We start from the raw sequence: 21,991 nt of genomic DNA, 5'->3' as shown, positions 1-21,991 counted from the left end.
CCGGTTTCTCGGCGGGCGGCGGTCGCGGCGCTGGAAGCGGTCCTCGGGTTCACGACGGAGCCAAGGGTGCCTTACCGGACGGCCGGGCACTGTTGCTGAGGTCCAGACCCATGTCGCTCCACTGTGGTCGACGATTCGGTGCGGCCGGATGGACGGCGGACGTGTGCCGCAGCCGGGCCCGACAGTGCTGGGCGGCGGGCACTGCATCCGTTGACGCTCCAATGCGGTCTTCAGGGCGGCGAGGGGGATGTCCGGTCGCAGAGGCCGCCCAGGCTCCGTCCCTTGCGGACAGCGAGGCCGTCGAGCGGTCCGCGCCCCGACCGATACTCAGCAATCAGCTAGCCTCCTAGGATGCCCTACGGGTTGTGAGGGATCGCGCGACGGGCAGCCGGACCGGTCCGACCAGGGAAGTGCTGCGGGGGAGCAGGGTGGCGTGGCCGGTCGAGCTGCCCGGCCGGCGTCGCGGGAACTACTGCGGTGCGCGTCGCCAGAACTGGCGTGGGGCATACCCGTCGCGGCGCAGCCAGTGTTCGGTGTAGACGATCCGGTCGGCCTCGATGACGACCAGCGGCCCGCTCGGTGGCTCGTCGAGCGACCGTCCCCGCTCCGCGTGATCGGACTGCCAGCGCACCGCCGGCCACCAGTGCGCGAAGTCCGCGTCGCCCTCGTGCAACACCCGGGCCCGGCCGAACAGTTGCGCGCCTCGGCTGCTGGCCTGCCCGACGAGCGGGGCGAACACCCCGACCGACACCCGTGGGTCGGCTGCGATGTTGCGCATCTTCGGCGAGGTGGCCGCGGCGGTGAACATGACCGCGAAGTCGAGGTGGAAGTAGCGGACCGGGGTGGCCAGCGGGCCGTCCGGGCCGGCGGTGGCGAGCACGCACATGTTCTGCGACGACAGCAGGTTGAGGATCCGCTCGCCGAGGCGTTCGGGGTCCAGGCGGGCGGTGGGGGCGGGGCCGGCGAGCCAGGGGTTCGTGACGGGCATGGTGGATCGTCCCATGCCCGTCCCGGGTCCTCAGATCCGGTCGCGGACCCGCCCCGGTGCGGGACGAATCACCGCTTGCGCGCCTGGAGCGTGTACGTCTGCGCCAGCCGCCACGGCCGGTCGGCCAACCGCCACTCGCCGTCGGCGTCCTTGGTCTGCCGGCCGGGCAGCGCGTCCCAGGGCGCGCTGTCGTGCTCCTGGAGCATGGTGAGGTCCAGGCCGGCGTCGAGCAGGGCGGTGACCACCTCGCCGAGGCCGTGGTTCCACTCGTGGGTGGTGTTGTGCCGGAACGTGGCCTCGGTGCTGACGTAGGTGCCCGGCTCCTCCCAGACCAGCGGTTCCGCCCGCTCGAAGTAGGGGTGCTCCACCACCAGCAGCCCGTCCGGGTGGGTCTCGTCCAGCGCCCACAGCATCGGGTGGCCCTCGCGCAGGAAGAGCCGGCCGCCGGGGCGTAGCAGCGCGGCGACCACGCCCGCCCAGCGGCGGATGTCGGGCAGCCAGCACAGCGCGCCGACGCCGGTGTAGACCAGGTCGAAGCCGCCCACGCCGAGCACCTCCGGGGCGTCGTAGACGTCGGCCTCGACGAAGTCGACGGCGGCGCCGGCCCGCTCGGCCAGGGCCCGGGCCTGGGCCAGCGACGCGCCGGAGAAATCCAGCCCGGTCATCCGCGCGCCGAGCCGGTGCAGCGAGACGGTGTCGGTGCCGATGTGGCACTGCAGGTGCACGCCGCGCAGACCGGCCACGTCGCCGAGGCGGGGCAGGTCGAAGCGGACCACCTCGCTCAGGTACGCCGGGTCGGCGGCGAAGCGCTCCACCGCGTAGTCGGGCGACGCGGCGTGGGCGGGGGCGCGCTCGTCCCAGTTGGCCCGGTTGAGGGTGCGGTAGTCGGTCACCGGCGAACCGTCGCACATCCCACCGCCGCCGCTCAACGGGGATTCGTCGCCGCCCGCAGGGCTGGTAGGTTGCCTCGCCGTGACGGCGCAGCGGTGGGACGGGCGATTCGCGAAGCTGTGGGCGGCGAGCACCCTGTCGGCGCTGGGCAGTGGCATGGCCACCGTGGCGGCGCCGCTGTACGTGGCGGCGCGCACCGACGACCCGCTGGTGGTGTCCGCGGCGTCCGGGGTGGCGTGGCTGCCCTGGCTGCTGTTCGCGTTGCCGGGCGGGGTGTTGGCGGACCGGGTCGACCGGCGGCGGCTGATGGTCGTCATCGACTGGGTACGGGTGGCCGCCCTGGCGGTGCTGACCGGCGCGATGGTGACCGGCCGAGCCGGGGTGGTGCTGCTGTACGTGGTGCTCTTCGTGATCAACACGGGCGAGATCGTGTTCCGTTCGGCCAGCCAGGCGATGCTGCCGGCGGTGGTGCCCCGGGCCCGGTTGGAGCGGGCCAACGGCTGGCTGGGCGGCGGCACCACGCTGATGAACGGGATGCTGGCCGGTCCGCTCGGCGGGTTCCTCTTTCTCGTCGCCGAGAGCATCCCGTTCCTGGTCAACGCCGGCACGTACGCGCTCAGCGCGGTGCTCGTCGCGCTGGTCGCCGGGACGTACCGGGGTGGGGAGGACGCGGGGCGCCCGCCGGCGCGGTCGGTGCGGGCGGAGATCGGGGAGGGGTTCCGCTGGCTGTTGGGGCAGCGGCTGCTGCGCACCATGGCGGTGCTGATCGGGCTGCTCAACCTGACCCTCACCGCGGCGCTGGCGGTGCTGGTGCTGCTCGCCACCGACCGGCTGGGTCTGGACTCGGTCGGCTACGGCCTGCTGTTCACCTGCATGGCGGTGGGTGGGCTGCTCGGCGCGGTGGTCGGCGACCGGCTGGTCGCGGCGATCGGCGCCACCTGGACCATCCGGGTCGGGCTGCTGGTCGAGGCGGGCCTGCACCTGGCCCTGGCGGCGTCGACGAGCGCCTGGCTGATCGGCGGGACGCTGTTCGCCTTCGGGGTGCACGGCGCGCTGTGGAACATGGTCGCGAACTCGCTGCGCCAGCGGCTGACCCCGGCGGCGTTGCAGGGGCGGGTCGGCGGCACGACGTTGTTCATCGCCGCCGGCGGTAACTGCGCGGGTGCCCTGCTCGGCGGCGTGATCGCCACGACGTTCGGACTGACCGCGCCGTACTGGGTGGGGTTCGTGGTGGCGGTGGCGGTGTCCGCGGCCACCTGGCGGGTGTTCGACCGGGCCACGGTCTCCGCCGCGTACGCCGACCCGGACGACCGGCAGCCCGTCGTCCCGGTCGGTTGAGCGGTCAGCGGGCCGGGACGGCCAGCACCTCGCCCCGCTCCGCGGAGCGGTGCGCCAGCTCGATCAGTTCCACCGTGGCGACGGCGTCGCGCGGGTCGACCGGCATCGGGGTGCCGTCCCGCAGCGCCACCGCCACCTGCGCGTAGAAGTCCTGGTAGCGGCCCGGGTCGGTGGGCACCGGGCGCAGGTCGCCGTCGACGCCGAGCCGGCCGTACCGCTCGGCGGGGACCTCACCCCAGCCCGGCGCGTCCGGGCGGCCCCCGGCGCGCAGCGCCTCCTCCTGCACGTCCAGGCCGTAGCTGGTCCAGCCGGCGCGGTCGCCGAGGACGCGCATTCGCGGACCGAGCTGCGCGGTCACGGCGCTCATCCAGAGGTGGGAGTGGACGCCGCCGGCGTGGGTGAGTGCCACGAAGGCGTCGTCGTCGACCTGGGCGTCGGGTCGCCGCCGGTCCACCTCGGCGTACACGCTGCGCACCGGCCCGAACAGCTGCACCGCCTGGTCGACCAGGTGGGCGCCGAGGTCGTAGAGGGCGCCGCCGGCCTCGCCGGGGGCTGCGCTCTCCCGCCAGCCCTCCTTGATCGCCGGCCGCCACCGCTCGAACCGGGACTCGAAGCGGAGGACCCGGCCCAGCTCACCCTCGGCGATCAGCCGGCGAGCGGTCAGGAAGTCGCCGTCCCAGCGGCGGTTCTGGAACACCGTCAGCGGCACGCCACGCCGGTCGGCCTCCTCGATGAGGCCGCGACCCTCCGCCGCCGTGACGGCCAGCGGCTTGTCCACCACGACGGCCAGCCCGGCCGTGACGGCGGCCCGGGCCATCGGCACGTGCGTGCGGTTCGGCGTCGCCACCACGACCAGGTCGAGGCTGTCCGCGGACTCCCACAACCGGTCGGCGTCGTCGAGGACGCGGGCGTCCGGGTGGTCCTTGCGGGCCTGCTCCTGCCGCTGCGGGTTGCCGGTGACGACGGCGTCCAGCCGCAGCCCGGGGGTCGCGGCGATCAGCGGGGCGTGGAAGACCTGGCCCGCCAGCCCGTATCCGAGCAGTCCGACCCGCAGTGGTGCCGGCGTGTTCGCCATGGTGTCCCCCCGGTTTCCCGTCCGTGCCCTGGTCGTTCCAGGTTGTGCCGGTACGAACCTACGCGCCGGCCCGGACCGGTGTGCCGCCCGGTCAGCGGGGAGTCGGCTCGGTCACCCAGCCGGCGACGAGGACCAGACCGGTGGGGCGGTGCACGGCCAGGAACCCGAACGGGCGGTCGACGTCGAGGCTGACCCGCCGCGCCCGTACGCGGTGCCGGGGTGGCGCGGACCCGGGTGCCATGGCGATGGCGGTGACCGCGGCGGCGCGGAAGCCGGTGGCGCTGAACTCGGCCGTGACGGTCTGCCGGGCCTGGGAGACGTAGAGCAGCGGGGCGATGCCGGGGAAGTTGTCCGCGTCGCGGCGGGTGGCGGCGGCGAGCCCGTACAGCTCGGCGCGGTCGAGCAGGTCGTGGTCGGCGTCGACGCGGAACGCGACGGTGTGCACGGCCAGTTGCGGCCGGTCGTCGAACGCCTCGACGGTCTCCTCGGTGACGCCGGGCCCGGCGGTATCGGGGAGCGTCGGGCCGCCGGTGAGGGCGCGGATCGCGGCCGGCAGCACGGCACCGGCCGGGCGCCCGGGTTCGCCGAGGGCCAGCACCACGTCGACGTCCGCCTCACCGGCGACGGTCAGCAGGCTCACCGGTCCGGCCGGCGTGTCGGCCACCCGCAACGCCCGGGGGTCGCCGCCGTACCGGTGCAGACCGATCAGCCGCCGCCCCTGCCAGGGACCCTGCCGGGGCTCGCACCGGCCCTCCTGGAAGGGCGCCGCCCAGTTGGTCAACACCGACAGGGCGCTGGCCAGCACCAGCGCCGTGTCCGGGGTGACCGTGATCGGCATCTGCTGGATCTGCCCGTCGGTGTGGGTGGACGCCCAGCGGTCCAGCACGGGCTGGTCCACGGCCCGGTCGCCGGTCAGCTCACCCCGCATGGACGCGGGGACCGCGCGCAGCCAGGCCGGGTTCAGTCGCAGGTCGCGTCGGGCCCAGAAGCCCAGCGCCAGCCGGGTGGTGGGGGAGGCGGCCAGGTCGTAGGGGGTGGCGTCCGGGGCGACTGCGGACAGCTCGTCGCGGGCCGGACCGGCCGCGTGCCGGGCGAGCAGGGCCAGCAGCGGGTACGCCCCGGCGCCGGACAGGACGGTCTGCCGGTCGTCGATCAGGGCGACCCAACGGGCGGTGAGGGCGTTGGCGGGCGTGCTGCTCATGCCGTGGCACCGTACCGGCCGGGCGGCGCGCCGTGGGGGCTCCGCCCGGCGGGGGCCGGGGGGCTGCCAACTGTTGCGGCCGGGTGGTGGCGTGTGCCCGGGTGTCGTCGGCTGACCAGCGTGATGACCTGGAGCGGCAGGCCGGGCGGGTGGTGACTGGCGCGACCGAGCGGGGCCTGTCGGTCGACCAGGTGGTCACGGAGGTCGGGTCCGGGATGAACGGACACCGCCGCAAGCTGACCGGTCTGTTGTCGGACCCGGCCGTTAGTGTGCTGGTCGTGGAGCACCGCGATTGGCTGATCCGGTTCGACGTGACCGAGGTCCTCACCTCGTTGTGCGCACGGCGGTACGGGCGACGGTCGGCGGCACGCCGGGCGGCGAAGGCGGTGGCGGTGGCCACCGCAAGCGAGCAGCCGTGAGCCTCACGGTTACTCAGGCGTACCGGTTCGCCCTCGACCCCACTCCCGCACAGGAGCGGGAGGTGTTGCGGCACGCCGGGGCGGCCCGGGTGGCGTTCAACTGGGCCTGGCCCGGGTCAAGGCCGTCATGGACCAGCGCGCGGCCGAACGCTCCTACGGCATCGCAGACGAGAAGCTGACCCAGTCGATCGGTTGGAACCTGCCGGCTCTGCGCCGGGCTTGGAACGCCGCCAAGGGCGAGGTGGCGCCGTGGTGGGCGCAGTGTTCCAAGGAGGCGTACAACACCGGCCTGGACGCACTGGCCCGCGCGTTGACCAACTGGTTGGATTCGCGATCCGGCAAACGTCCTGGTCGCCCGGTCGGCTTCCCCCGGTTCCGGTCGAAGCGGCGCACGACGCCGAGCGTTCGCTTCACCACCGGCACCATCCGCGTCGAAGCCGACCGCATGCATGTCACGCTGCCCCGTCTGGGCCGAATCAAGCTGCACGAGTCGGCCCGAAAGCTCGCCCGTCGCCTCGAAGCCGGCACCGCCCGGATCCTATCCGCGACCCTGCGCCCGCAGGCCGGTCGCTGGTTCGTGGCCTTCACCTGCGAAGTCAAGCGCGCCGAACGCGCCCCGGCCCGCCCGGACGCGGTGCTCGGCGTCGACGTCGGCGTGCGCCACCTAGCAGTGTTGTCCACCGGCGAACTGGTCGCCAACCCACGCCACCTGGGTAGCGCCACACGCCGGCTGCGGCGCATGGCCCGCGCGGTGTCCCGCAAGGTCGGCCCGGACCGGCGCACCGGACAGCGGCCGTCGAAGCGGTGGGACCACGCCCGCGCCGATCTGGCCCGCACACACGCCCGCGTGGCGAATCAGCGCCGCGACGCGCTGCACAAGCTCACCACCGGACTGGCCGCCCAGTACGGCACCATCGTGGTGGAAGACCTGCACGTCGCGGGCATGCTCCGCAATCGGCGCCTCGCAAAGGCGGTCTCCGACTGCGGGTTCGGCGAGATCCGCCGACAGCTCGCCTACAAGACCACCTGGAACGGCGGACGGCTCGTGACCGCCGACCGGTGGTACCCATCCAGCAAGACCTGCTCGGGCTGCGGCGCGGTGAAAGCCAAGCTGCCGCTGCACGCCCACAGATTCACCTGCGACCCGTGCGGCCTCGTCCTGGATCGGGACGTCAACGCCGCCCGCAACCTCGCCCAGCTCGTGGTCGCCGGGAGTGGCCCGGAGACCGTAAACGGACGTGGAGCCGACCGTAAGACCCGCCTCGGTGGGCCGGTGGCGACGAAGCGTCAACCCGGCACCGCCCCGGCGGGCAAGACCGGGACCGTCGTCCGGCAACGGACGACTGCGAGGCGTGAGCTTACTCATGCTCACTGACTCGCAACGGTGTGACAGCGTGGTCGGGTGGACAACGTCGACCTAGCGGTCGTCGGCGGTGGCGGCGCCGGTTCCCTGGTCCTCGCCGCGCTGGACCGGCACGACCTGCGTGGGCTGCGGATCGCCGTGGTGGACCCGGTGCGCAAGCGCGGCCAGGACCGCACCTGGGCGTTCTGGGGTACGCCCGGCACCGACCTGGAGCTGATGCTCAGCGCGAGCTGGCGGCAGGTGGAGGTGACCACGCCGGCCGGGCGGCGCCGGCTCGACCTCGCCCCGCTGCGGTACGCGATGCTGCGCTCCGCCCCGGTCTACGAGCGGGCCGCCGAGGCGGAGCGGCGCCTCGGCGCCACCCGGGTCGACGCGGCGGTCGGCGCCCTCGACGACGACGGCGGGTCGGTGACCGTCCGGGACGCCGACGGCGCGGCGCTGCTGCGGGCCCGGTGGGTGCTGGACTCCCGTCCCCGGCCACCCCGGCGGGCGGGGCGGACGAGCTGGTTGCAGCACTTCCGGGGCTGGTGGCTGGAGTCGCCCGGGCCGGTGTTCGACCCGGGCCGGGCGGTGCTGATGGACTTCCGCACCCCGCAGCCGGCGCGGGGTGTCTCCTTCGGCTACGTGCTGCCGGTCAGCGACCGGTACGCCCTGGTCGAGTACACCGAGTTCTCCCCGCGACGGCTGACCGACGCCGGCTACGACGCCGCGCTGCGCGGCTACGCCGACCTGCTCGGCCTCGACCTTTCCGCGCTGACCGTGCGGGAGGTGGAGGACGGGGTGATCCCGATGACCGACGCCCCGTTCGACAGCCGGCCGTCGCTTAGGGTGGTGCGGCTGGGCACTGCCGGCGGGGCCACTCGGCCGTCGACCGGGTTCACCTTCTCTGCCATGCACCGACAGGCCGAGGACGTGGCCCGGGCGCTGGCCGCCGGCCGGGCCCCCGTGCCCCGGCCGGCGTACCCGCGTCGGCACCGGTGGATGGACGCCGTCGCGCTGCGGGCGTTGGACCGCGGGGCGGTCGGCGGCCCGGAGTTCTTCGACCGGCTCTTCGACCGCAACCCGGTGCCGCGGGTGCTGCGTTTCCTCGACGGCGCCACCAGCCCGGCGGAGGACCTGGCGGTGATGCGGTCCAGTCCGCTGCTGCCGATGACCTCGGCAGTGGTCGGTGACGCCGTCGGCCGGCTGCGCGCCCGGCTGCGGCCCCAGCCGGGACCCGTCGGTACGGCCCCGGACCGGGCGGGTCAGACCGGCTCGTAGGTCGCGATCACCACCCGGGTGACGGTGGTGAGGCTGCCCAGCGGGCGCGCTTCCGCCACCGGTCTTCGGCCGGCCCGGTCACCCGGGCGCGACCGGCCGGGACGGTCGGGAACGGGGACGGACATGCGGCGTGGACACCTGATCGGGCTGGTCGCCGCGACGGTGGCCGTCGCGCTGCTCTGCTGCGGCGGACTCGTGGCCGGCAGCGCGTTCCTGCTGCTGCGCCCGGAGAACGCCCACGCCGTCGCCTACGCCGACCAGCTGACCGTCGGCCAGGGCTACCGGCAACTCGCCGACTCTGACTGGAGCGACGGGACCTGCGGCTGCAACCTGCTCCGGTCGTTCGTCGGCCCTGTCGACGTCGACCCGGTGGCCGTCTTCACCGGCGGGGGACTGGTCCTCGTGCCCGACACGCGTGTGGTCGACCGGTTCTGGGAAGACTTCGCCGCTGGCGAGGGCCGCAGCCCGGAGTCCGGCACCTGTCGGGTCATCGTCACGCGGCTGCGGCACGGGGAGACCCTGGGCCACCACGAGGAGGGGCTCTCCCGGGCCGAGGTCGACGGCTGGTACGCCGGGTCGCTCGATGTGCTCCAACTCTTCGTCGACTGCGAACAGGACCACGGCGGGATGTGGTGACGCAGAGGGCCGGGACCGGCCGCCCGGGTCGCCGCCCGCCCGTACCCGGTAGGTTCTGCGGCATGGTGGAGGCGGCGGACGGCAGGGTCGTGGAGATCTGGACCGACGGGGCGTGCAGCGGCAACCCCGGCCCGGGCGGCTGGGGCGCGCTGCTGCGCTACGGCAGCCACGAGCGGGAGATCTGCGGCGGCGAGGCCACCCCCACCACCAACAACCGGATGGAGCTGACCGCCGCCATCGAGGCGCTGGAGAGCCTGACCCGACCGGTCACCGTGCGGCTGCACACCGACAGCACCTACGTGCGCAACGGCATCACCGGGTGGCTGGCGTCGTGGAAGCGCAACGGCTGGCTGACGGCGGCGAAGCAGCCGGTCAAGAACGCCGACCTGTGGCAGCGGCTGGAGGCGGCCTGCGCCCGGCACGAGGTGACCTGGCTGTGGGTCAAGGGGCACAACGGCCACCCGGAGAACGAGCGGGCGGACGCGCTGGCCAACAAGGGGATGACCGAGGCGCGGGCGGCTGCGCCGCTCAGCGCTCCGGCGGGCGCTCGCGCAGGGCGCTGACCAGGGCGGGTTCGTCGCCGAGCGCGTCGCCGGCGTAGCCGCGTACCGAGCCGTGCGCGGCGGTCGGGTCGGCCAGGAAGAGCTCGATGATCCGCGGGCGTCTCGCGCCGTCCCGCTACGTCGTCGGGCCCGGCCGGACGCCGCCGGCCGGGCCCGACCCGGGTCGGGGCGCCGTCACCGCTCGGTGGGGGGATTGACCGCCTCCTCCTGGGAGGGGTCGGCCGTGCCGGATACCGCGTCCACGTCGTAGCCGGCACGGCTGGTGTCCCGAGCCGAGAGGTGCTCCTCGGCGGGCAGGTCCGCGAAGTCGTCGCCGGTGTCGTCCGTGCTGCGCAGCGAGTCGCCCGGCGGGCGCAGCGACGCCTCGTACGCGGGGGTGCCGTCCGGTTCGTCGGAGTCGGCCCGGTCGGTGCGCTGTTCATCCGTCATACCGACCTACCTGCCCGTCTGGCCGGCCGGCAAACGCGCCGGTCAGCGGCGGGGGTCGCGCTTGCGCCGGGCGGTCGGGCGGCCCGCGGCGCGGGTCCCGCCCGGGCGGGGACGGCCGACCGGGGTGATGCCCAGCCCCGACCAGTGCGGCGGGTGGTGCAGCGCGGGCGGCAGCACGGTGCGCCGGTCGCCGCGGGCCGCGTCGAGCTGCGACTGGTGCAGGAACAGCGCGCCGGACAGGTCCGCGCCGCGCAGGTCGGCGCCGCGCAGGTCCGCGCCCGTGAGGTCGGCCAGCCGCAGCCGCACCCCCCGCAGGTCCGCGCCGATCAGGCACGCGCCGCGCAGGTTCGCTCCCACCAGGTCCGCCCCGCGCAGGTCGACGCCGAGCAGCGCCGCGCCCCGCCGGTCGACGCCGTCGTGGCCGGCCCGGGCCAACTCGCTGGCCCGCACCAGCAGCGGGTTCATCCGCCCCCGGTACGCGTCGACGTCCACGTCGCGCAGCGCGTCGGCGCCGCCGGCGCTGAGGCCGCGGGTCTCGTCCACGGCCGCCCGCAGCTCGTCGCGCAGCGCCCCCGCCGGGGTCAGCGCCAGCGCCTCGGTGAGATACCAGAGCAGCTCGTGCAGCGGGCGCACCACGGCGAAGGTGGCGAACATGGCCGACGCCGTCGCCGGGTGGTCCCGCCAGTCCCGCCCGCCGAAGGTGACCTGGGTGACGTGCTGGCCGGCGCCGAAGCAGTCGAAGACGGTGCAGCCGGGGAAGCCCCGCTCGCGCAGCTGCGGGTGGATGCCGCAGCGCGAGTCGGCGCCCAGGTTCGGGCAGGGCTGCCCGGCGGGCTTGTCCAGCGCGAAGTCCGCGGAGGCGGCGAAGGCCGGCGCGACGCAGCACAACCCGACGCAGCGGGCGCAGTCGGCGCGCAGCTCGGTGCCGCCTCGGGGTGTTTCGGACACGCTGACCGGTCTCCCACTGGTTGGTTCGTCTGCCGCCCGGGTCGCCCGGGCCGGCGTACCCATTGTCCGCCAGCGGGGTGCCCGGGCCGCCCGGGGGAGGGCTCTGATCGGTCTCGGCTTCGTCTCGTGACCGAGAGGCGCGGCGCCCGTTCCCCAGGGACGGGCGCCGCGCCGATCCGGTCAGAAGGCGAACAAGGCGCCGGTGCCGCGCAGCAGCAGGCACCGGTTCTCGTACGACTTCGACCAGGTCACCGGCCGGTCCTGCCAGAACCCCCAGGCGTGGACCGTGACCGGCGCGTAGTCGAAGGTGCAGGGGCCCGGGTCGGCCGACAGGGCGGAGAGGTCGCCGTCGACGCTGGCCAGGGTGCGGCAGGCGGCGACCGCGTCGGGGTGGGTGCCGCCGGTCGGTCCGCAGACCAGCACGGCCGAGCGGTCCTCGGCGGTGCCGGGCCGGTCGATGTCGAGCAGCAGCACCGACGGGGTCTCCGGGCCGGATCGGGGTGCGGCCTGGGCGGCCTGGGGGAGCAGGGCCGCCTGGGCGGTCATTACGGCGACGGCGAGGGCGGCCGCCGTGGCGGCGGCGCGTCGGGCGAAGGGCATCGTGACGTCCTTCCGTTGCGGGACCCCGGGTCGGGGCCGGTGGACGGCCCGTCCGTCGTGTGGCCGGGCCGTCGAGAACCCTAGGTGGACGGTGTGAACGCGAAGCGTCACGATTTGTTACACCGCCTGCGCTCCGGAGGACGTCAGGTGTGACAACCTGGGCCGGCGTGCGCCGGGAGGGCGGTGGTCCGCCGCGACATGGTCTCCGGCCCGACCCATGAGTTGCCGCGGTGTTGCCGACCACCCGCCGGCGCCGGCCGCACGTCGTCGTTCGCCCCGGCCGGGCACCCCCGGACGATTCAGACCGAGCGCCAGTCGTCCGAGCGCAGGTGCGAGCCGGCCTGCGGGCCCATCAGCAGCATGCCGCCGTCCACCGGCCAGGACGCGCCGGTCACGTACGCCGCCGCGGGCGAGGCGAGCAGCGCCACCACCGCGGCGACCTCCCGCGCGTCGCCGGGCCGGCCCACCGGTACGCCCGGACGGTCCTCGGTGAACGGGTCGACGTCCTCCTGGCCGGTCATCGGGGTGGAGATCTCGCCGGGGGCCACCGCGTTGACGGTGATCCCGTCGGCGGCCAGCTCCTGCGCCATGACGCGGGTGAGCAGGCCCAGCCCGCCCTTCGCCGCGCAGTACGCGGCCGACCCGACCCGGGGCGCGTGCTCGTGCACGCTGGTGATGTTGACGATCCGACCGCCCCGCCCGGCGGCGCGCATCCGCCGGGCCGCCCGCTGCGAGCAGAGGAACGGGCCGTCCAGGTCCACCGAGAGCACCTCGCGCCATTGCTCCCAGCCGGTGTCGACGAACGGGGCGGACGCCCCGGTGCCGGCGTTGTTCACCAGCACGCCGATCCCGTCGAGCCGGTCGGCCAGCTCGTCCACGACGGCGGCGGCCTCCGGCAGCCTGGTCAGGTCCAGCTCGGCGACCTCGCAGCGGCGGCCCAGGGCGCCGACCTCTGCGGCGGTGCGCTGCGCGCCCGCGCGGTCCCGGTGCCAGGTGATGCCGATGTCGAAGCCGGCCTCGGCGAGGGCGACGGCGCAGGCCTTGCCGATGCCGGAGTCCGCGCCGGTGACGATGGCGACCTTCGGGTAGTTCTCGTATCGCTGCGGCATGCTCGCGCACTACCCCGCCCGGGTCGGCCCAATCCCGGCAGGTGTGCCGCGCCGCGCGACGGGTAGGCGGCGGGTCATGGACCTGGTCGAGGAGTCGCCGTACCGGTTCCGCATCGACCGGCACGACCCGATGCGGGTACCGGGAGTGGTGTTCGCGTCCCGGGCTCTGCTCCCGGACGCCGGGGCGGACAAGTCGCTGGAGCAGGTGGCGAACGTGGCCACCCTGCCCGGCATCGTCGGCGCCTCCTACGCCATGCCGGACGTGCACTGGGGCTACGGCTTCCCGATCGGCGGGGTCGCCGCCACCGCCGTCGAGGACGGGGGAGTGGTCTCGCCCGGCGGGGTCGGCTTCGACATCTCCTGCGGGGTGCGGCTGCTCACCGCCGACCTGGACCGGGCCGCGCTGCGCCCGCGGCTGGACGCCGTGATGGACGGCCTGAGCGAGTCCACCCCGCGCGGCATGGGCAAGGGCGCCGTGTGGCACCTGACCGACCGGGCCGAGCTCGACGCCGTGCTCCGCGGCGGCTCCCGGTACGCCGTCGAGCGCGGCTTCGGCGTCCAGCGGGACCTGGACCGCTGCGAGGACTACGGCGCGGTGGGCGACGCGAACCCGGCCCAGGTGAGCGAGCGGGCGGTGGAGCGCGGCGCCCGCCAGGTGGGCAGCCTCGGCTCCGGCAACCACTTCCTCGAGGTGCAGGCGGTGGAGGAGGTCTACGACGAGGCCGTGGCGGGGGCCTTCGGGCTGCGCGCCGGCCAGATCTGCGTCATGATCCACTCCGGCTCGCGCGGACTGGGCCACCAGATCTGCACGGACTACGTCCGGGAGATGGAGAAGGTGATGCCCGGGCACGGCATCCACGTGCCCGACCGGCAGCTGGCCTGCGCGCCGGTCTCGTCCCACGAGGGCCGGGCCTACCTGGGGGCGATGGCCGCCGCGGCCAACTACGCCCGGGCCAACCGGCAGCTGCTCGCCCACGCCGCCCGGCAGGTCTTCGCCCGGGTCACCGGCTGCGACCTCGACCTGGTGTACGACATCTCGCACAACCTCGCCAAGATCGAGACGCACGGGGTGGACGGGACGCCCCGGCCGCTCTGCGTGCACCGCAAGGGCGCCACCCGGGCTCTCCCGCCGGGACACCCCGAGCTGCCCGACGACCTGCGCCCGGCCGGGCAGCCGGTCCTCATCCCCGGCTCGATGGGCACCGGCTCGTACGTGCTCACCGGCGTGGCCGGCTCGCCGGCTTGGGCGTCCACCTGCCACGGCGCTGGCCGGGTGCAGAGCCGCAAGCAGGCCACCAAGGCGGTCCGCGGGCACGACCCGCGCCGGGAGCTGGAGGCGCAGGACATCGCGGTGCGGGGCGCCAGCCGGCGCGGGCTGGCCGAGGAGATGCCGGCCGCATACAAGGACGTCACCGCCGTGGTGGCGGCGGCCGAGGGGGCCGGCCTGTGCCGGAAGGTGGCCCGGCTGGTGCCGCTCGGCGTGGTGAAGGGCTGAGCCGGTCAGACGTCCACGGTCACCGCGCAGCGCCAGCCGGAGTCGGTGCCGGCGAACCGCAGCTCGTGCAGCGAGACCGCCTTCGGCACCGCGCCGACCAGCTCCACCGCGTCGGTGCCGACGGTGTGCCAGCACACCCGCAGGCCGTCGGGGCTCGGCTGTGCCTCGGTGACCAGCGGCACCGTGCCCTCGGTCTCCAACCGGAAGATCACCTCGTCGAGGATCCCCACCAGCAGGTCCTCGTCCCGGTCGGCCGGCAGCTCGACCGTCGTCTCGCCGTCCGGGTGGGCGCCGGTGGTGTCGACGAAGGTCTGCACCAGCGCGGCGACCGCCTCGGCCAGGCAGCCCTCCCGGTCCGGCGCCCACGCCTCGATCCGCACGTCGGCGGTGTGCGGGACGGCGCGGTGTCCTCGGTCCATGCCCCCGATCATGCCCCCGCCACGGCTGTCCGGCGGCCGGAACTGTCGCACCGGGACGCTAGGTTGCTCCCATGATCGCCGATGACGCGGACGCCCTGGCCGTCACGTTCCACCGCATGATGCGGACCGTTCTCGCCGCCGAACGGCCCGGTGCCGACACCCTCGGCCGCACCGTCGAGCTGGCCCGCGACTGGGGCACCGGCCCGGCCGCCGACGCCCGGCTGGCCGACGCGCTGCGCCGGCTGCACGGCGAGCCCGACGAAGCTCCGGCGACGCCGGAGTCCGCCCGGGGCGCGGCGATCGGCAAGTTCGCCGCCAACGCCCGGCGGCTGCGCGAGGGGGAGATCACCCCGGCGGAGTTCCACGAGATCATGGACGACGACGGGGGCACGACCCGAGGCTGACCCCCCCGGGGGGGCCTGCGGCGTGGGTCCGCGCTACCGCCGGCCCCACCGCCGTCACGGGTTGACGAAGTCGCGCACCTGGCCGTAGATGGTGGCGTTGCTCTGCAGGCTGTTGTGTGCCACGCAGCCCGCCAGCGTGTTGCTCGCCCCGGCAAGCACCGTGCTGTCCACGGGGTTGATCACGCCGTCGCAGTTCGACCGCCAGGTGCCGTACGTCGGGACGCCGGGGGTCTCGTCGACCGAGTTGAGGTTGGCCAGGAAGGTCGAGCCGACCCGCATCTCGGTGCAGGCGGTGCTGTAGCAGGCGTTGGCGGAGCTGGTGCCGTGGTTGGGGCCGCCGAGGGAGACCCAGCGGTCCACCTTGCCCCCGCCGCCCAGGTTCTTCAGGTAGTAGCGGGAGGAGAGTCCGCCCATCGAGTGGGTGACGATGTCCACCGTCGTCGCGCCGGTGCTGGCGAGCAGCTTGTCGACCTCCTGGCCGACCTGCTGCGCGGTGGTGGCGTTGGACTGGCTGGTGTTGTAGGAGAAGGCGCGCAGCCGGCTCGACGGCCAGCCGTCGGCCTGGAACCGGCTGATCATCGTGTTCCAGGTGCTGGCACTGCTGTTCCAGCCGTGCACGAACAGGATCGGGTTGCTCGACGGGGTGTACGCGGCGGCCTGTGCGGGGGTGGGTGCGACGGCGACGGCGGCGACCGCCACGGCCACCGCGAACAGCCACCTGCTGATGTACGTCCTCATGGTCGTCTGTCTTTCTCGGATGCCCGCGCGGGAAGGGGGGTGTGCGCGGACCGACGCCCAACTGGTGGTCGGACGTCGGTCGACGGGGGTCTCGGTACTCCGATGTGACAGATGTTACTGACGGGTTGCCTTTTGATGTCAATACATCAATCTGTGCTGCTCGGGGCACGGACAGCGACGTCGAGCAGGGCTGCGGTAGCGTCCGTCCGATGCGGATCACCAAGTACACCCACGCCTGCGTACGCCTGGAACGCGACGGTCGCGTGCTCGTCGTCGACCCGGGCACCTGGAGCGAGCCGGCCGCTCTCGTGGGCGCGGACGCCGTCCTGGTCACCCACGAACACGCCGACCACATCGACGTGCTGCGGCTGGCCGGCCTCGGCGTACCGGTCTTCGCACCCGAGGGCGCCGAGCTTCCCGCCCTGCCCACGCTGCCGGTCCAGCGGGTACGGGCCGGACAGCGGTTCACCGCCGCCGGCTTCGCGGTCGCCGCGGTGGGTGGCCGGCACGCCAGCATCCACGACGGCCAGCCCGACTGCGCCAACCTCGGGTACGTCGTGGACGACGAGGTCTACCACCCGGGTGACTCCCTGCACCTGCCCGGGCAGCCGGTGCGGACGCTGCTGGTGCCGGCCCAGGCCTCCTGGCTGAAGCTGACCGAGGCGATCGGGTTCGCCCGTGCGGTCGCCGCGGCGCGCACCCACCCGATCCACGACGCGCAGCTCAACGAGCGGGGCCTGGCCAGCGTGAACGGCTGGTTCGCCGAGACGCTCGGCGACGGTTACCGCTACCTCGCGCCCGGCGAGACGGCCTGACCCGAGCGTGGCCGGCCGTGGCGTCCTCGCGGCGTCGCCGCCGGCTCCCGGCGTCGGTGCGCCCCGACCGCGCTGCCGGGTCCCCATCCGGCCCTGCCCGAGTTGCGGTGTGTCGCGGTGTCGCTGTCCCGGCTCTACGCGGATTGCGGCGTGTCGCGGTGTCGCGGGGGCCGGATACCGCGACACGCCGCAAGGGCGCACGGGGCGGTGCCGGCCACGGCGGACGGCGGCACGGGCACGTGCCGGGTCGCGGCCTGGCCGTGGCGACCCTGTTCGCGGCGCCGTGGCCGGCTCCGTCGTCGGATGACGCGCCGTCCTGGTCCGGGCCGAGGCCCGCTCCCCGCGGCGCTCCGCTGCCGGATGTCGCCGCGGGGCGGCGGACGCCGGTCCCCGCCGGGAACGCCGGGGGACCTCAGCCGGGTACGTCGACGGTCGGTGCGGCGGCCGTCAGCACCGCGCCCCGCGTGTCGACCTGCCAGCCGGCGGCCAGCTCCGCGGTCAGCGTGTCCAGCAGCGCCGGCACGTCCCGGCCGGCCGAATCGTGCAGCGCCTCGGCCACGATGAGCACGGTCCCGGTCGTGTCGCGCACCGCCGACCAGCCGCTCTGCCGGTGGGTCCACCGCCGGGAGTGCGCCCGTCCCGCCCCGTCGGCGAAGACCACCTCCCCGGGCTCCGGGCGCTCGACGTCCCCGCTGAGGGTCACGTACTCCTCCTCGCCGGTGGCGGGCCGGACGGCCAGATCGCCGTCGACCCGCGTGACGTCCAGCGCCGCGACGGGGATCGCGTACGCGAGCGACACCGCGTTGCAGAGGTCGACCAGCGGATGGAGCCGGGGCAGCTCGCCGTCCCGGCGGAACCGGCGCAGCAGCGACTCGGCGGCGCACCGGTAGCGGGTCGGCGGCAGTCCCATCGCGGCGAAGGCGCGCCGCCAGGCCCGGATCTCGGGGAATCCGCTCTCGGCGCCGGCGGCCAACCGCTGCCGCGCCAGGCCGGCGAAGTGCGCGACCCGCGCGTCCACCCCGACGTCCGGGGTGACGCCGTCGGCGGTCAGTACGCCGGCGACCAGCGTCGGATGCGCCGACCGGACGCCAGGGGCGTGGTGGAAACGCATGGAACTCCTATCTCTCGGCGAGCAGCAGGGAGACGCCGAGCGCGACGAACGACCCGGCGAAGGCACGGCGCAGCCAGTCGGTCAGCCGGGGCCGGGCCAGCACCCGGTCGCGGACCGTGCCGGCGAAGCTGCCGTAGGCGGCGAACACCCCGAAGGTGACCAGCATGAACACCGCCCCGTGGGTCAGCATCCGGCCGGTCGCGCCGGGCCCGCCGGCCGGCACGAACTGCGGCAGGAACGCCACGAAGAAGAGGGTCGGCTTGGGATTGAGCAGGTTGACCAGTACCGCCGACAGGATCACCCGGTGCGCCGGGCGGGCGGCCGCGTCGCCGGCCGCGAAGCCGGAGCGGTCCCGCCAGGTCGACCATGCCAGGTACAGCAGGTAGCCGACGCCGAGGTACTGGACCAGGCGGAACGCCGGGGCGCTGGCGTGCAGCAGCGCGGCGAGCCCGGTGCACGCGGCGGCCAGGTGCGGCACCACGGCCACCGTGCAGCCGAACGCGGCGATCACCCCGGCGCGGCGTCCCCGGGACAGCCCGGCGGAGAGGGTGTAGACGACCCCGGTGCCCGGGGTGGCGACCACGACCAGCGTGGCCAGGAGGAACGCGATACTCACGGGTTCCACCCTGCGGCCACAATGGTCCGGTGGACAGGGCCAAAGCCAGCGCATCCGACGAGTCCATAACCGCCGGATCGGACTTCCTCCAGCTCGACGTCGGCGCCGCCCCACCCGGTGGCCGGGCCGACTGGCTGGCCGGGCGGCTGCGCGCCGCCATCGCCGACGGCCGCCTCCCACTGGGCGGGCGACTGCCGGCCAGCCGGGTGCTCGCCGACGAGCTCGGCGTGTCCCGGGGCGTGGTCACCGAGGCGTACCAGCGGCTGGCCGAGGAGGGGAAGGTCGCCGGGCGGGGGCGGGCCGGCACGGTCGTGGTCGCCGCCCCGGCCACCCCGTCGGCGGCACCGGCCAGGGCGGCAGTGCCACCGCCCGAGGCGCTGTTCGGGCCGGCCCCCGGCACCGAGATCTTCGAGGCGCTGCGGGCCGCCCCCGCGCGGATCGACCTGACGCCCGGCGTACCCGATCTGGCGGCCTTCCCGCGCGCGGCCTGGCTGCGCGCCGAACGGGCGGTGCTGCGCCGCCTCGACGCCGCCGCCCTCGGGTACGGCGACCCGCGCGGCGCTCCCGCGCTGCGGCTCGCGGTGGCGCAGCGGCTGGCCCGGACCCGGGGCATCCGCGCCGAACCCGAGGAGGTGGTCGTGGTGGCCGGGGTGTCCCAGGCCCTCGGCCTGCTCGCCCAGGTCCTGCACGCCGACGGCGTGCACACCGTCGCGGTCGAGGACCCGGGCTCGCTCGGTGTCCGCCAGCACCTGCGCAACTGGCGGCTGGACACCCCGCCGGTCGCGGTCGACGCGCACGGGCTACGGGTCGGGGAACTGGCCGCCGCCGGTCATCCCGCCGTCCTGCTCACCCCGGCCCACCAGTTCCCGACGGGCGTGGTGCTGCACGGCGACCGCCGGCGCCAGCTCCTCGACTGGGCGCGGCGCGGCGGGTTGGTCCTGGAGGACGACTACGACGCCGAGCACCGGTACGACCGCCCGCCCGTGCCCGCCCTGCGCGGCGCGCTGCCCGAGCGCGTCTGCTACACCGGCAGCGTCTCCAAGCTGCTCGCCCCCGCCCTGCGGGTGGGCTGGGTGCTGGTGCCCCCGCGCCACCTCGACGCCCTGGTGGCGGCGAAGCGGATGGCGGACCTCGGCAACGCCGTCCTGCCGCAACTGGTGCTGGCCGAGCTGATGACCTCCGGCGACCTGGACCGGCACCTGCGGCTGCTGCGCCGCCGGCACGTGCGCCGCCGGGACGCGATGATCCGCGCGATCACCGCGTACCTGCCCGGGGCCACGGTGCACGGCGCGGCGGCCGGGCTGCACCTGACCGTCACCTTCGCCGGCGACCTGCCCGACGCCGATCTCGCCGCCGCCACGCTGCGCCGGGGGGTGAAGACCCAGCCGCTGTCCTGGCACGCGCAGCGCCCGTATCCGCCCGGACTGGTCCTCGGCTACGCGGCGAACACCGCGAGCGAGATCGACGAGGGCGTCGCCACGATCGGCGCGGTGCTGCGCGGCCGTCAGGGTCCCGCGTGACGTCAGGGACGTGGTCGCTGGCCCGGCGTCGAGGCCGCCACTTCCGGGAAGCAGGGCCCCGATGACGGGGCGGTCGCGGTCCGGTAGAGGGCGGCGAGCCCGGCCGCCGTCTCCGCCAGCAGGTCGCGCAGCTCGGTCGGGGCGAGAACCTCCACCTGGGCGCCGAGCCGCAGCAGGTCGCCGTGGGCGTGGGTCAGCGACTCGATCGGCACCACGGTGGTGACCCATCCATCGGCGTCGGGGGCGCCCGCGCCCGCCTCGGCCGTCGCGACCACCACCGCACTGCCGATGTCCCGGAGTCGTTCCCGGCCGGCGGGGGAGAGCCGGATCACCGCCTCGTCCCGGTGCAGGCGGGCACGGAAATCCATGACGTGGGCCCGCCACCAGGCCGGCAGGTCGAAGCCGGCCGGCCGCTCGAAGGTCTCCGGCAGGGCGGTCAGGTCGAGGATCTGGTTGACCCGGTAGCTGGCTGGACCGTTTCCCCCGTCGGCGACCACGTACCATCGACCGCCCTTGAGCACCAGCCCGTACGGCGCCAGCACCGTCGTCCGCTCGCCGCGCCAGCTGCGGTAGCGCACGCGCAGCCGGTGCTGCCGCCACACCGCGTCCGCCGTGGACGCCAGGTACGGCGAGGCGTCGCCGTCGGAGTACCAGCTCGGGGTGTCCAGGTGGAATCGCTGGCGGAGCGCCTCGGCCCGGTCCCGCAGCGCCGCCGGCAGCGCGGCATCCAGCTTCAGTTGCAGCGCGGCGACCACGGTGCCGTAGCCGAGTTCGGCGGCCGGGCCGGGCAGCCCGGCGAGGAAGAGCCGCTCGGCCTCCTCGGTGGTCAGCCCGGTCAGCCGGGTGCGGTAGCCGTCGAGCAGTTGGTAACCGCCGGCGTGCCCGGCCTCGCCGTAGAGCGGAATGCCGGCGGCGTGCAGCGACTCGACGTCCCGGTAGATGGTGCGGGTGGAGACCTCCAACCGTTCGGCGAGCGCCGCAGCGGTCATCCGGCCGTGCGTCTGGAGCAGGAGCAGGACCGAGAGCAGGCGACTGGCGCGCATTCCGCTGACACTAGTTGTCAGCAGATCGGGTCTACCGTCCCGGCATGGCTTTCCGAGACAAGGAGCTGCGGACGCCGGGACCGGTCACGGTCGCCGGGCGGCAGCTCAAGCGCTACCACATCGACCAGCCGGAGCCGCGCCTCATGCCGGAGGTGGAGCGCGCCGCGTACGCCTTCCTGCCCCGCCTGCTGCCTCCGCCCGACGGCGGCACCCCGCCGGCCGGTTGGGTGGTGCTGCACCGGGGCGCGGACACCGGCGCCTACCTGCTGGCGTACACGTGGTTCTGGGACAACGTGGTGGAGTGCCGGATCGCGGTGGCCGGGCAGCCGGCGCTGCGCTGCCCGGACGACGACCCGGCGCACTTCGTGCCGCTGGACCGGCCCGGGGTCGGCTGCGTCTGGGAACTCGGCGTGCTCGAGCACGAGCGGGCCGCCTGGGTCCGCCACGTGCTGGCCCCGGACCTGCCGGACCTGGCCGGGTACCTGGCCGACAGTCGGGCGGAAGGACCGGTGGGCCGGTGAGCGGGGACTTCGACTTCCTGGCCGGCCGGTGGGACGTCGCCAACCGTCGCCTCACCCGGCGGCACGTCGGCAGCGACGACTGGGACGAGTTCCCCGCCACCATGGTCGCCCACCGGTTCTTCGCCGGCGCGGGCAGCTTCGACGAGATGACCTGCCCGACCAGGGGCTTCTCCGGTGCCACCGTGCGGATCTTCGACCCGGTCTCCGCGCAGTGGTCGATCTACTGGATGCACAGCCAGCGCGGCCAGCTGGAACTGCCCCCGGTCGTCGGCGGGTTCACCGATCAGGTGGGCACCTTCTACGCCGACGACAGCGACGAGGGTCGCCCGATCCGGTGCCGGTTCGTCTGGTCCGGGATCACCGCCACCTCCTGCCGGTGGGAACAGGCATTCTCCATCGACGACGGGACGACCTGGGAGACCAACTGGATCATGGACTTCACCCGGGCCGGCTGAGGGATCGGGGGCGTGGCGGCAGGGCCGCCACGCC

At 74.9% G+C, this 21,991-nt stretch carries 26 protein-coding genes and 1 pseudogene; 13 read left to right on the top strand and 14 right to left on the bottom strand.

What is annotated here, in order from left to right; translation table 11 throughout:
• Positions 1-469: 469 nt before the first annotated feature.
• Positions 470-988: a pyridoxamine 5'-phosphate oxidase family protein gene (locus tag ACTMS9_RS30095; RefSeq protein ID WP_441149626.1), complete on the bottom strand. Its 519-nt coding sequence runs from the start codon at positions 986-988 to the stop codon at positions 470-472.
• Positions 989-1,056: 68 nt separating this feature from the next.
• Complete coding sequence (locus ACTMS9_RS30090) at positions 1,057-1,881, bottom strand: class I SAM-dependent methyltransferase (protein ID WP_441166585.1); 825 nt, start codon at positions 1,879-1,881, stop codon at positions 1,057-1,059.
• 79 nt (positions 1,882-1,960) lie between these two features.
• Here ACTMS9_RS30090 and ACTMS9_RS30085 point away from each other — a divergent pair, with 79 nt between their 5' ends.
• Positions 1,961-3,217 carry an MFS transporter gene (locus ACTMS9_RS30085; protein ID WP_441166584.1) on the top strand — a complete coding sequence of 419 codons (1,257 nt, stop codon included), beginning with the start codon at positions 1,961-1,963 and terminating at the stop codon, positions 3,215-3,217.
• Between the two features lie 4 nt (positions 3,218-3,221).
• Here ACTMS9_RS30085 and ACTMS9_RS30080 read toward each other — a convergent pair whose 3' ends face one another.
• Both ACTMS9_RS30080 and ACTMS9_RS30075 read right to left on the bottom strand, forming a co-directional pair.
• Positions 3,222-4,292 (bottom strand): Gfo/Idh/MocA family protein, encoded by a 1,071-nt coding sequence (locus ACTMS9_RS30080; RefSeq protein ID WP_441166583.1) that lies wholly within the window; start codon positions 4,290-4,292, stop codon positions 3,222-3,224.
• Positions 4,293-4,383: 91 nt separating this feature from the next.
• Entirely contained in the window at positions 4,384-5,130 is a 747-nt protein-coding gene (locus ACTMS9_RS30075) for a serpin family protein (RefSeq protein ID WP_441166587.1), read from the bottom strand.
• A gap of 344 nt (positions 5,131-5,474) precedes the next feature.
• Between ACTMS9_RS30075 and ACTMS9_RS30070 the strand changes: the two are divergent.
• From ACTMS9_RS30070 to ACTMS9_RS30055, 4 genes and pseudogenes are all read left to right on the top strand, one after another.
• Positions 5,475-5,912: pseudogene (locus ACTMS9_RS30070) on the top strand (recombinase family protein); the annotation flags it as partial.
• Positions 5,828-6,091, top strand: a complete 264-nt coding sequence (locus ACTMS9_RS30065) for a helix-turn-helix domain-containing protein (RefSeq protein ID WP_441166582.1) — start codon at positions 5,828-5,830, stop codon at positions 6,089-6,091. The pseudogene ACTMS9_RS30070 and the gene ACTMS9_RS30065, both read left to right, overlap by 85 nt.
• Positions 6,040-7,287, top strand: a complete 1,248-nt coding sequence (gene tnpB, locus ACTMS9_RS30060; protein ID WP_441166581.1) for an IS607 family element RNA-guided endonuclease TnpB — start codon at positions 6,040-6,042, stop codon at positions 7,285-7,287. Before ACTMS9_RS30065 ends, tnpB begins: the two co-directional genes overlap by 52 nt.
• Before the next feature lie 27 nt (positions 7,288-7,314).
• Positions 7,315-8,535, top strand: coding sequence for a lycopene cyclase family protein (locus tag ACTMS9_RS30055; protein ID WP_441166580.1), 1,221 nt, complete (start codon positions 7,315-7,317; stop codon positions 8,533-8,535).
• Here ACTMS9_RS30055 and ACTMS9_RS30050 read toward each other — a convergent pair.
• Positions 8,520-8,660, bottom strand: a complete 141-nt coding sequence (locus ACTMS9_RS30050) for a hypothetical protein (RefSeq protein ID WP_441149618.1) — start codon at positions 8,658-8,660, stop codon at positions 8,520-8,522. The genes ACTMS9_RS30055 and ACTMS9_RS30050 overlap by 16 nt on opposite strands.
• Between ACTMS9_RS30050 and ACTMS9_RS30045 the strand changes: the two genes are divergently transcribed.
• Complete coding sequence (locus ACTMS9_RS30045) at positions 8,659-9,171, top strand: hypothetical protein (protein ID WP_441149617.1); 513 nt, start codon at positions 8,659-8,661, stop codon at positions 9,169-9,171. The two genes, ACTMS9_RS30050 and ACTMS9_RS30045, sit on opposite strands and share 2 nt — an antisense overlap.
• 62 nt (positions 9,172-9,233) lie before the next feature.
• Positions 9,234-9,734, top strand: a complete 501-nt coding sequence (gene rnhA / locus ACTMS9_RS30040; RefSeq protein ID WP_441149616.1) for a ribonuclease HI — start codon at positions 9,234-9,236, stop codon at positions 9,732-9,734.
• 174 nt (positions 9,735-9,908) lie between these two features.
• Here rnhA and ACTMS9_RS30035 read toward each other — a convergent pair whose 3' ends face one another.
• The 4 genes from ACTMS9_RS30035 to ACTMS9_RS30020 form a co-directional block, all read right to left on the bottom strand.
• Positions 9,909-10,163 carry a hypothetical protein gene (locus tag ACTMS9_RS30035; RefSeq protein WP_280840885.1) on the bottom strand — a complete coding sequence of 85 codons (255 nt, stop codon included), beginning with the start codon at positions 10,161-10,163 and terminating at the stop codon, positions 9,909-9,911.
• 42 nt (positions 10,164-10,205) lie between these two features.
• On the bottom strand, positions 10,206-11,111 hold the full coding sequence (locus tag ACTMS9_RS30030; RefSeq protein ID WP_441149615.1) for a pentapeptide repeat-containing protein: 906 nt from the start codon (positions 11,109-11,111) through the stop codon (positions 10,206-10,208).
• 180 nt (positions 11,112-11,291) lie between these two features.
• Positions 11,292-11,711: an SSI family serine proteinase inhibitor gene (locus ACTMS9_RS30025; protein WP_441149614.1), complete on the bottom strand. Its 420-nt coding sequence runs from the start codon at positions 11,709-11,711 to the stop codon at positions 11,292-11,294.
• A gap of 299 nt (positions 11,712-12,010) precedes the next feature.
• Positions 12,011-12,820 (bottom strand): SDR family oxidoreductase, encoded by an 810-nt coding sequence (locus ACTMS9_RS30020; RefSeq protein WP_441149613.1) that lies wholly within the window; start codon positions 12,818-12,820, stop codon positions 12,011-12,013.
• Positions 12,821-12,896: 76 nt separating this feature from the next.
• On the opposite strand from ACTMS9_RS30020, the gene ACTMS9_RS30015 reads away from it, so the two are divergent.
• Entirely contained in the window at positions 12,897-14,315 is a 1,419-nt protein-coding gene (locus tag ACTMS9_RS30015) for an RtcB family protein (protein WP_441166579.1), read from the top strand.
• A gap of 5 nt (positions 14,316-14,320) precedes the next feature.
• Here ACTMS9_RS30015 and ACTMS9_RS30010 read toward each other — a convergent pair whose 3' ends face one another.
• Positions 14,321-14,746 (bottom strand): archease, encoded by a 426-nt coding sequence (locus ACTMS9_RS30010; RefSeq protein WP_441149632.1) that lies wholly within the window; start codon positions 14,744-14,746, stop codon positions 14,321-14,323.
• A gap of 59 nt (positions 14,747-14,805) precedes the next feature.
• Between ACTMS9_RS30010 and ACTMS9_RS30005 the strand changes: the two genes are divergently transcribed.
• Positions 14,806-15,138: a hypothetical protein gene (locus tag ACTMS9_RS30005; protein ID WP_441149611.1), complete on the top strand. Its 333-nt coding sequence runs from the start codon at positions 14,806-14,808 to the stop codon at positions 15,136-15,138.
• A 54-nt stretch (positions 15,139-15,192) separates the two neighbouring features.
• Here the strand turns inward: ACTMS9_RS30005 and ACTMS9_RS30000 are convergent, their stop codons facing one another.
• A complete protein-coding gene (locus tag ACTMS9_RS30000; protein ID WP_441149610.1) occupies positions 15,193-15,876 on the bottom strand; it encodes an esterase/lipase family protein in 684 nt (227 codons plus the stop codon).
• Between the two features lie 209 nt (positions 15,877-16,085).
• On the opposite strand from ACTMS9_RS30000, the gene ACTMS9_RS29995 reads away from it, so the two are divergent.
• A complete protein-coding gene (locus ACTMS9_RS29995) occupies positions 16,086-16,691 on the top strand; it encodes an MBL fold metallo-hydrolase (RefSeq protein ID WP_441149609.1) in 606 nt (201 codons plus the stop codon).
• Between the two features lie 412 nt (positions 16,692-17,103).
• Here the strand turns inward: ACTMS9_RS29995 and ACTMS9_RS29990 are convergent, their stop codons facing one another.
• Both ACTMS9_RS29990 and ACTMS9_RS29985 read right to left on the bottom strand, forming a co-directional pair.
• Positions 17,104-17,802 carry a B3/B4 domain-containing protein gene (locus ACTMS9_RS29990; RefSeq protein WP_441166578.1) on the bottom strand — a complete coding sequence of 233 codons (699 nt, stop codon included), beginning with the start codon at positions 17,800-17,802 and terminating at the stop codon, positions 17,104-17,106.
• Positions 17,803-17,809: 7 nt separating this feature from the next.
• Positions 17,810-18,418 (bottom strand): LysE family translocator, encoded by a 609-nt coding sequence (locus ACTMS9_RS29985; protein ID WP_441166577.1) that lies wholly within the window; start codon positions 18,416-18,418, stop codon positions 17,810-17,812.
• 29 nt (positions 18,419-18,447) lie between these two features.
• Here ACTMS9_RS29985 and pdxR point away from each other — a divergent pair, with 29 nt between their 5' ends.
• Positions 18,448-19,938 (top strand): MocR-like pyridoxine biosynthesis transcription factor PdxR, encoded by a 1,491-nt coding sequence (pdxR, locus tag ACTMS9_RS29980; RefSeq protein WP_441166576.1) that lies wholly within the window; start codon positions 18,448-18,450, stop codon positions 19,936-19,938.
• Positions 19,939-19,940: 2 nt separating this feature from the next.
• On the opposite strand, the gene ACTMS9_RS29975 is transcribed toward pdxR, so the two are convergent.
• Positions 19,941-20,981 carry a helix-turn-helix transcriptional regulator gene (locus ACTMS9_RS29975; protein WP_441166575.1) on the bottom strand — a complete coding sequence of 347 codons (1,041 nt, stop codon included), beginning with the start codon at positions 20,979-20,981 and terminating at the stop codon, positions 19,941-19,943.
• Positions 20,982-21,025: 44 nt separating this feature from the next.
• On the opposite strand from ACTMS9_RS29975, the gene ACTMS9_RS29970 reads away from it, so the two are divergent.
• Both ACTMS9_RS29970 and ACTMS9_RS29965 read left to right on the top strand, forming a co-directional pair.
• Positions 21,026-21,502, top strand: a complete 477-nt coding sequence (locus ACTMS9_RS29970; protein WP_441166574.1) for a hypothetical protein — start codon at positions 21,026-21,028, stop codon at positions 21,500-21,502.
• The gene (locus tag ACTMS9_RS29965; RefSeq protein WP_441149604.1) at positions 21,499-21,957 is read left to right on the top strand and encodes a hypothetical protein; all 459 of its coding nucleotides are present in this window, start codon (positions 21,499-21,501) and stop codon (positions 21,955-21,957) included. Before ACTMS9_RS29970 ends, ACTMS9_RS29965 begins: the two co-directional genes overlap by 4 nt.
• The last annotated feature ends 34 nt before the right edge of the window (positions 21,958-21,991 follow it).

This window comes from Micromonospora sp. L31 (assembly GCF_052068075.1).
Lineage (GTDB): Bacteria > Actinomycetota > Actinomycetes > Mycobacteriales > Micromonosporaceae > Micromonospora > Micromonospora purpureochromogenes.
Note: the sequence above shows the minus strand (reverse complement) of the source record. Positions and strands in the feature narration are given on the sequence as shown.

Coding starts and splice junctions, on each gene's coding strand:
- ACTMS9_RS30025 (WP_441149614.1), bottom strand. CDS start 11,711: ATGCCCTTCGCCCGACGCGCCGCCGCCACGGCGGCCGCCCTCGCCGTC.
- ACTMS9_RS30000 (WP_441149610.1), bottom strand. CDS start 15,876: ATGAGGACGTACATCAGCAGGTGGCTGTTCGCGGTGGCCGTGGCGGTC.
- ACTMS9_RS29975 (WP_441166575.1), bottom strand. CDS start 20,981: ATGCGCGCCAGTCGCCTGCTCTCGGTCCTGCTCCTGCTCCAGACGCAC.
- ACTMS9_RS30020 (WP_441149613.1), bottom strand. CDS start 12,820: ATGCCGCAGCGATACGAGAACTACCCGAAGGTCGCCATCGTCACCGGC.
- tnpB (WP_441166581.1), top strand. CDS start 6,040: ATGGACCAGCGCGCGGCCGAACGCTCCTACGGCATCGCAGACGAGAAG.
- ACTMS9_RS30050 (WP_441149618.1), bottom strand. CDS start 8,660: ATGTCCGTCCCCGTTCCCGACCGTCCCGGCCGGTCGCGCCCGGGTGAC.
- ACTMS9_RS30075 (WP_441166587.1), bottom strand. CDS start 5,130: ATGCCGATCACGGTCACCCCGGACACGGCGCTGGTGCTGGCCAGCGCC.
- ACTMS9_RS29970 (WP_441166574.1), top strand. CDS start 21,026: ATGGCTTTCCGAGACAAGGAGCTGCGGACGCCGGGACCGGTCACGGTC.
- ACTMS9_RS29995 (WP_441149609.1), top strand. CDS start 16,086: ATGCGGATCACCAAGTACACCCACGCCTGCGTACGCCTGGAACGCGAC.
- ACTMS9_RS30010 (WP_441149632.1), bottom strand. CDS start 14,746: ATGATCGGGGGCATGGACCGAGGACACCGCGCCGTCCCGCACACCGCC.
- ACTMS9_RS29990 (WP_441166578.1), bottom strand. CDS start 17,802: ATGCGTTTCCACCACGCCCCTGGCGTCCGGTCGGCGCATCCGACGCTG.
- ACTMS9_RS30045 (WP_441149617.1), top strand. CDS start 8,659: ATGCGGCGTGGACACCTGATCGGGCTGGTCGCCGCGACGGTGGCCGTC.
- ACTMS9_RS30015 (WP_441166579.1), top strand. CDS start 12,897: ATGGACCTGGTCGAGGAGTCGCCGTACCGGTTCCGCATCGACCGGCAC.
- ACTMS9_RS30080 (WP_441166583.1), bottom strand. CDS start 4,292: ATGGCGAACACGCCGGCACCACTGCGGGTCGGACTGCTCGGATACGGG.
- ACTMS9_RS30005 (WP_441149611.1), top strand. CDS start 14,806: ATGATCGCCGATGACGCGGACGCCCTGGCCGTCACGTTCCACCGCATG.
- ACTMS9_RS30035 (WP_280840885.1), bottom strand. CDS start 10,163: ATGACGGATGAACAGCGCACCGACCGGGCCGACTCCGACGAACCGGAC.
- rnhA (WP_441149616.1), top strand. CDS start 9,234: ATGGTGGAGGCGGCGGACGGCAGGGTCGTGGAGATCTGGACCGACGGG.
- ACTMS9_RS30095 (WP_441149626.1), bottom strand. CDS start 988: ATGCCCGTCACGAACCCCTGGCTCGCCGGCCCCGCCCCCACCGCCCGC.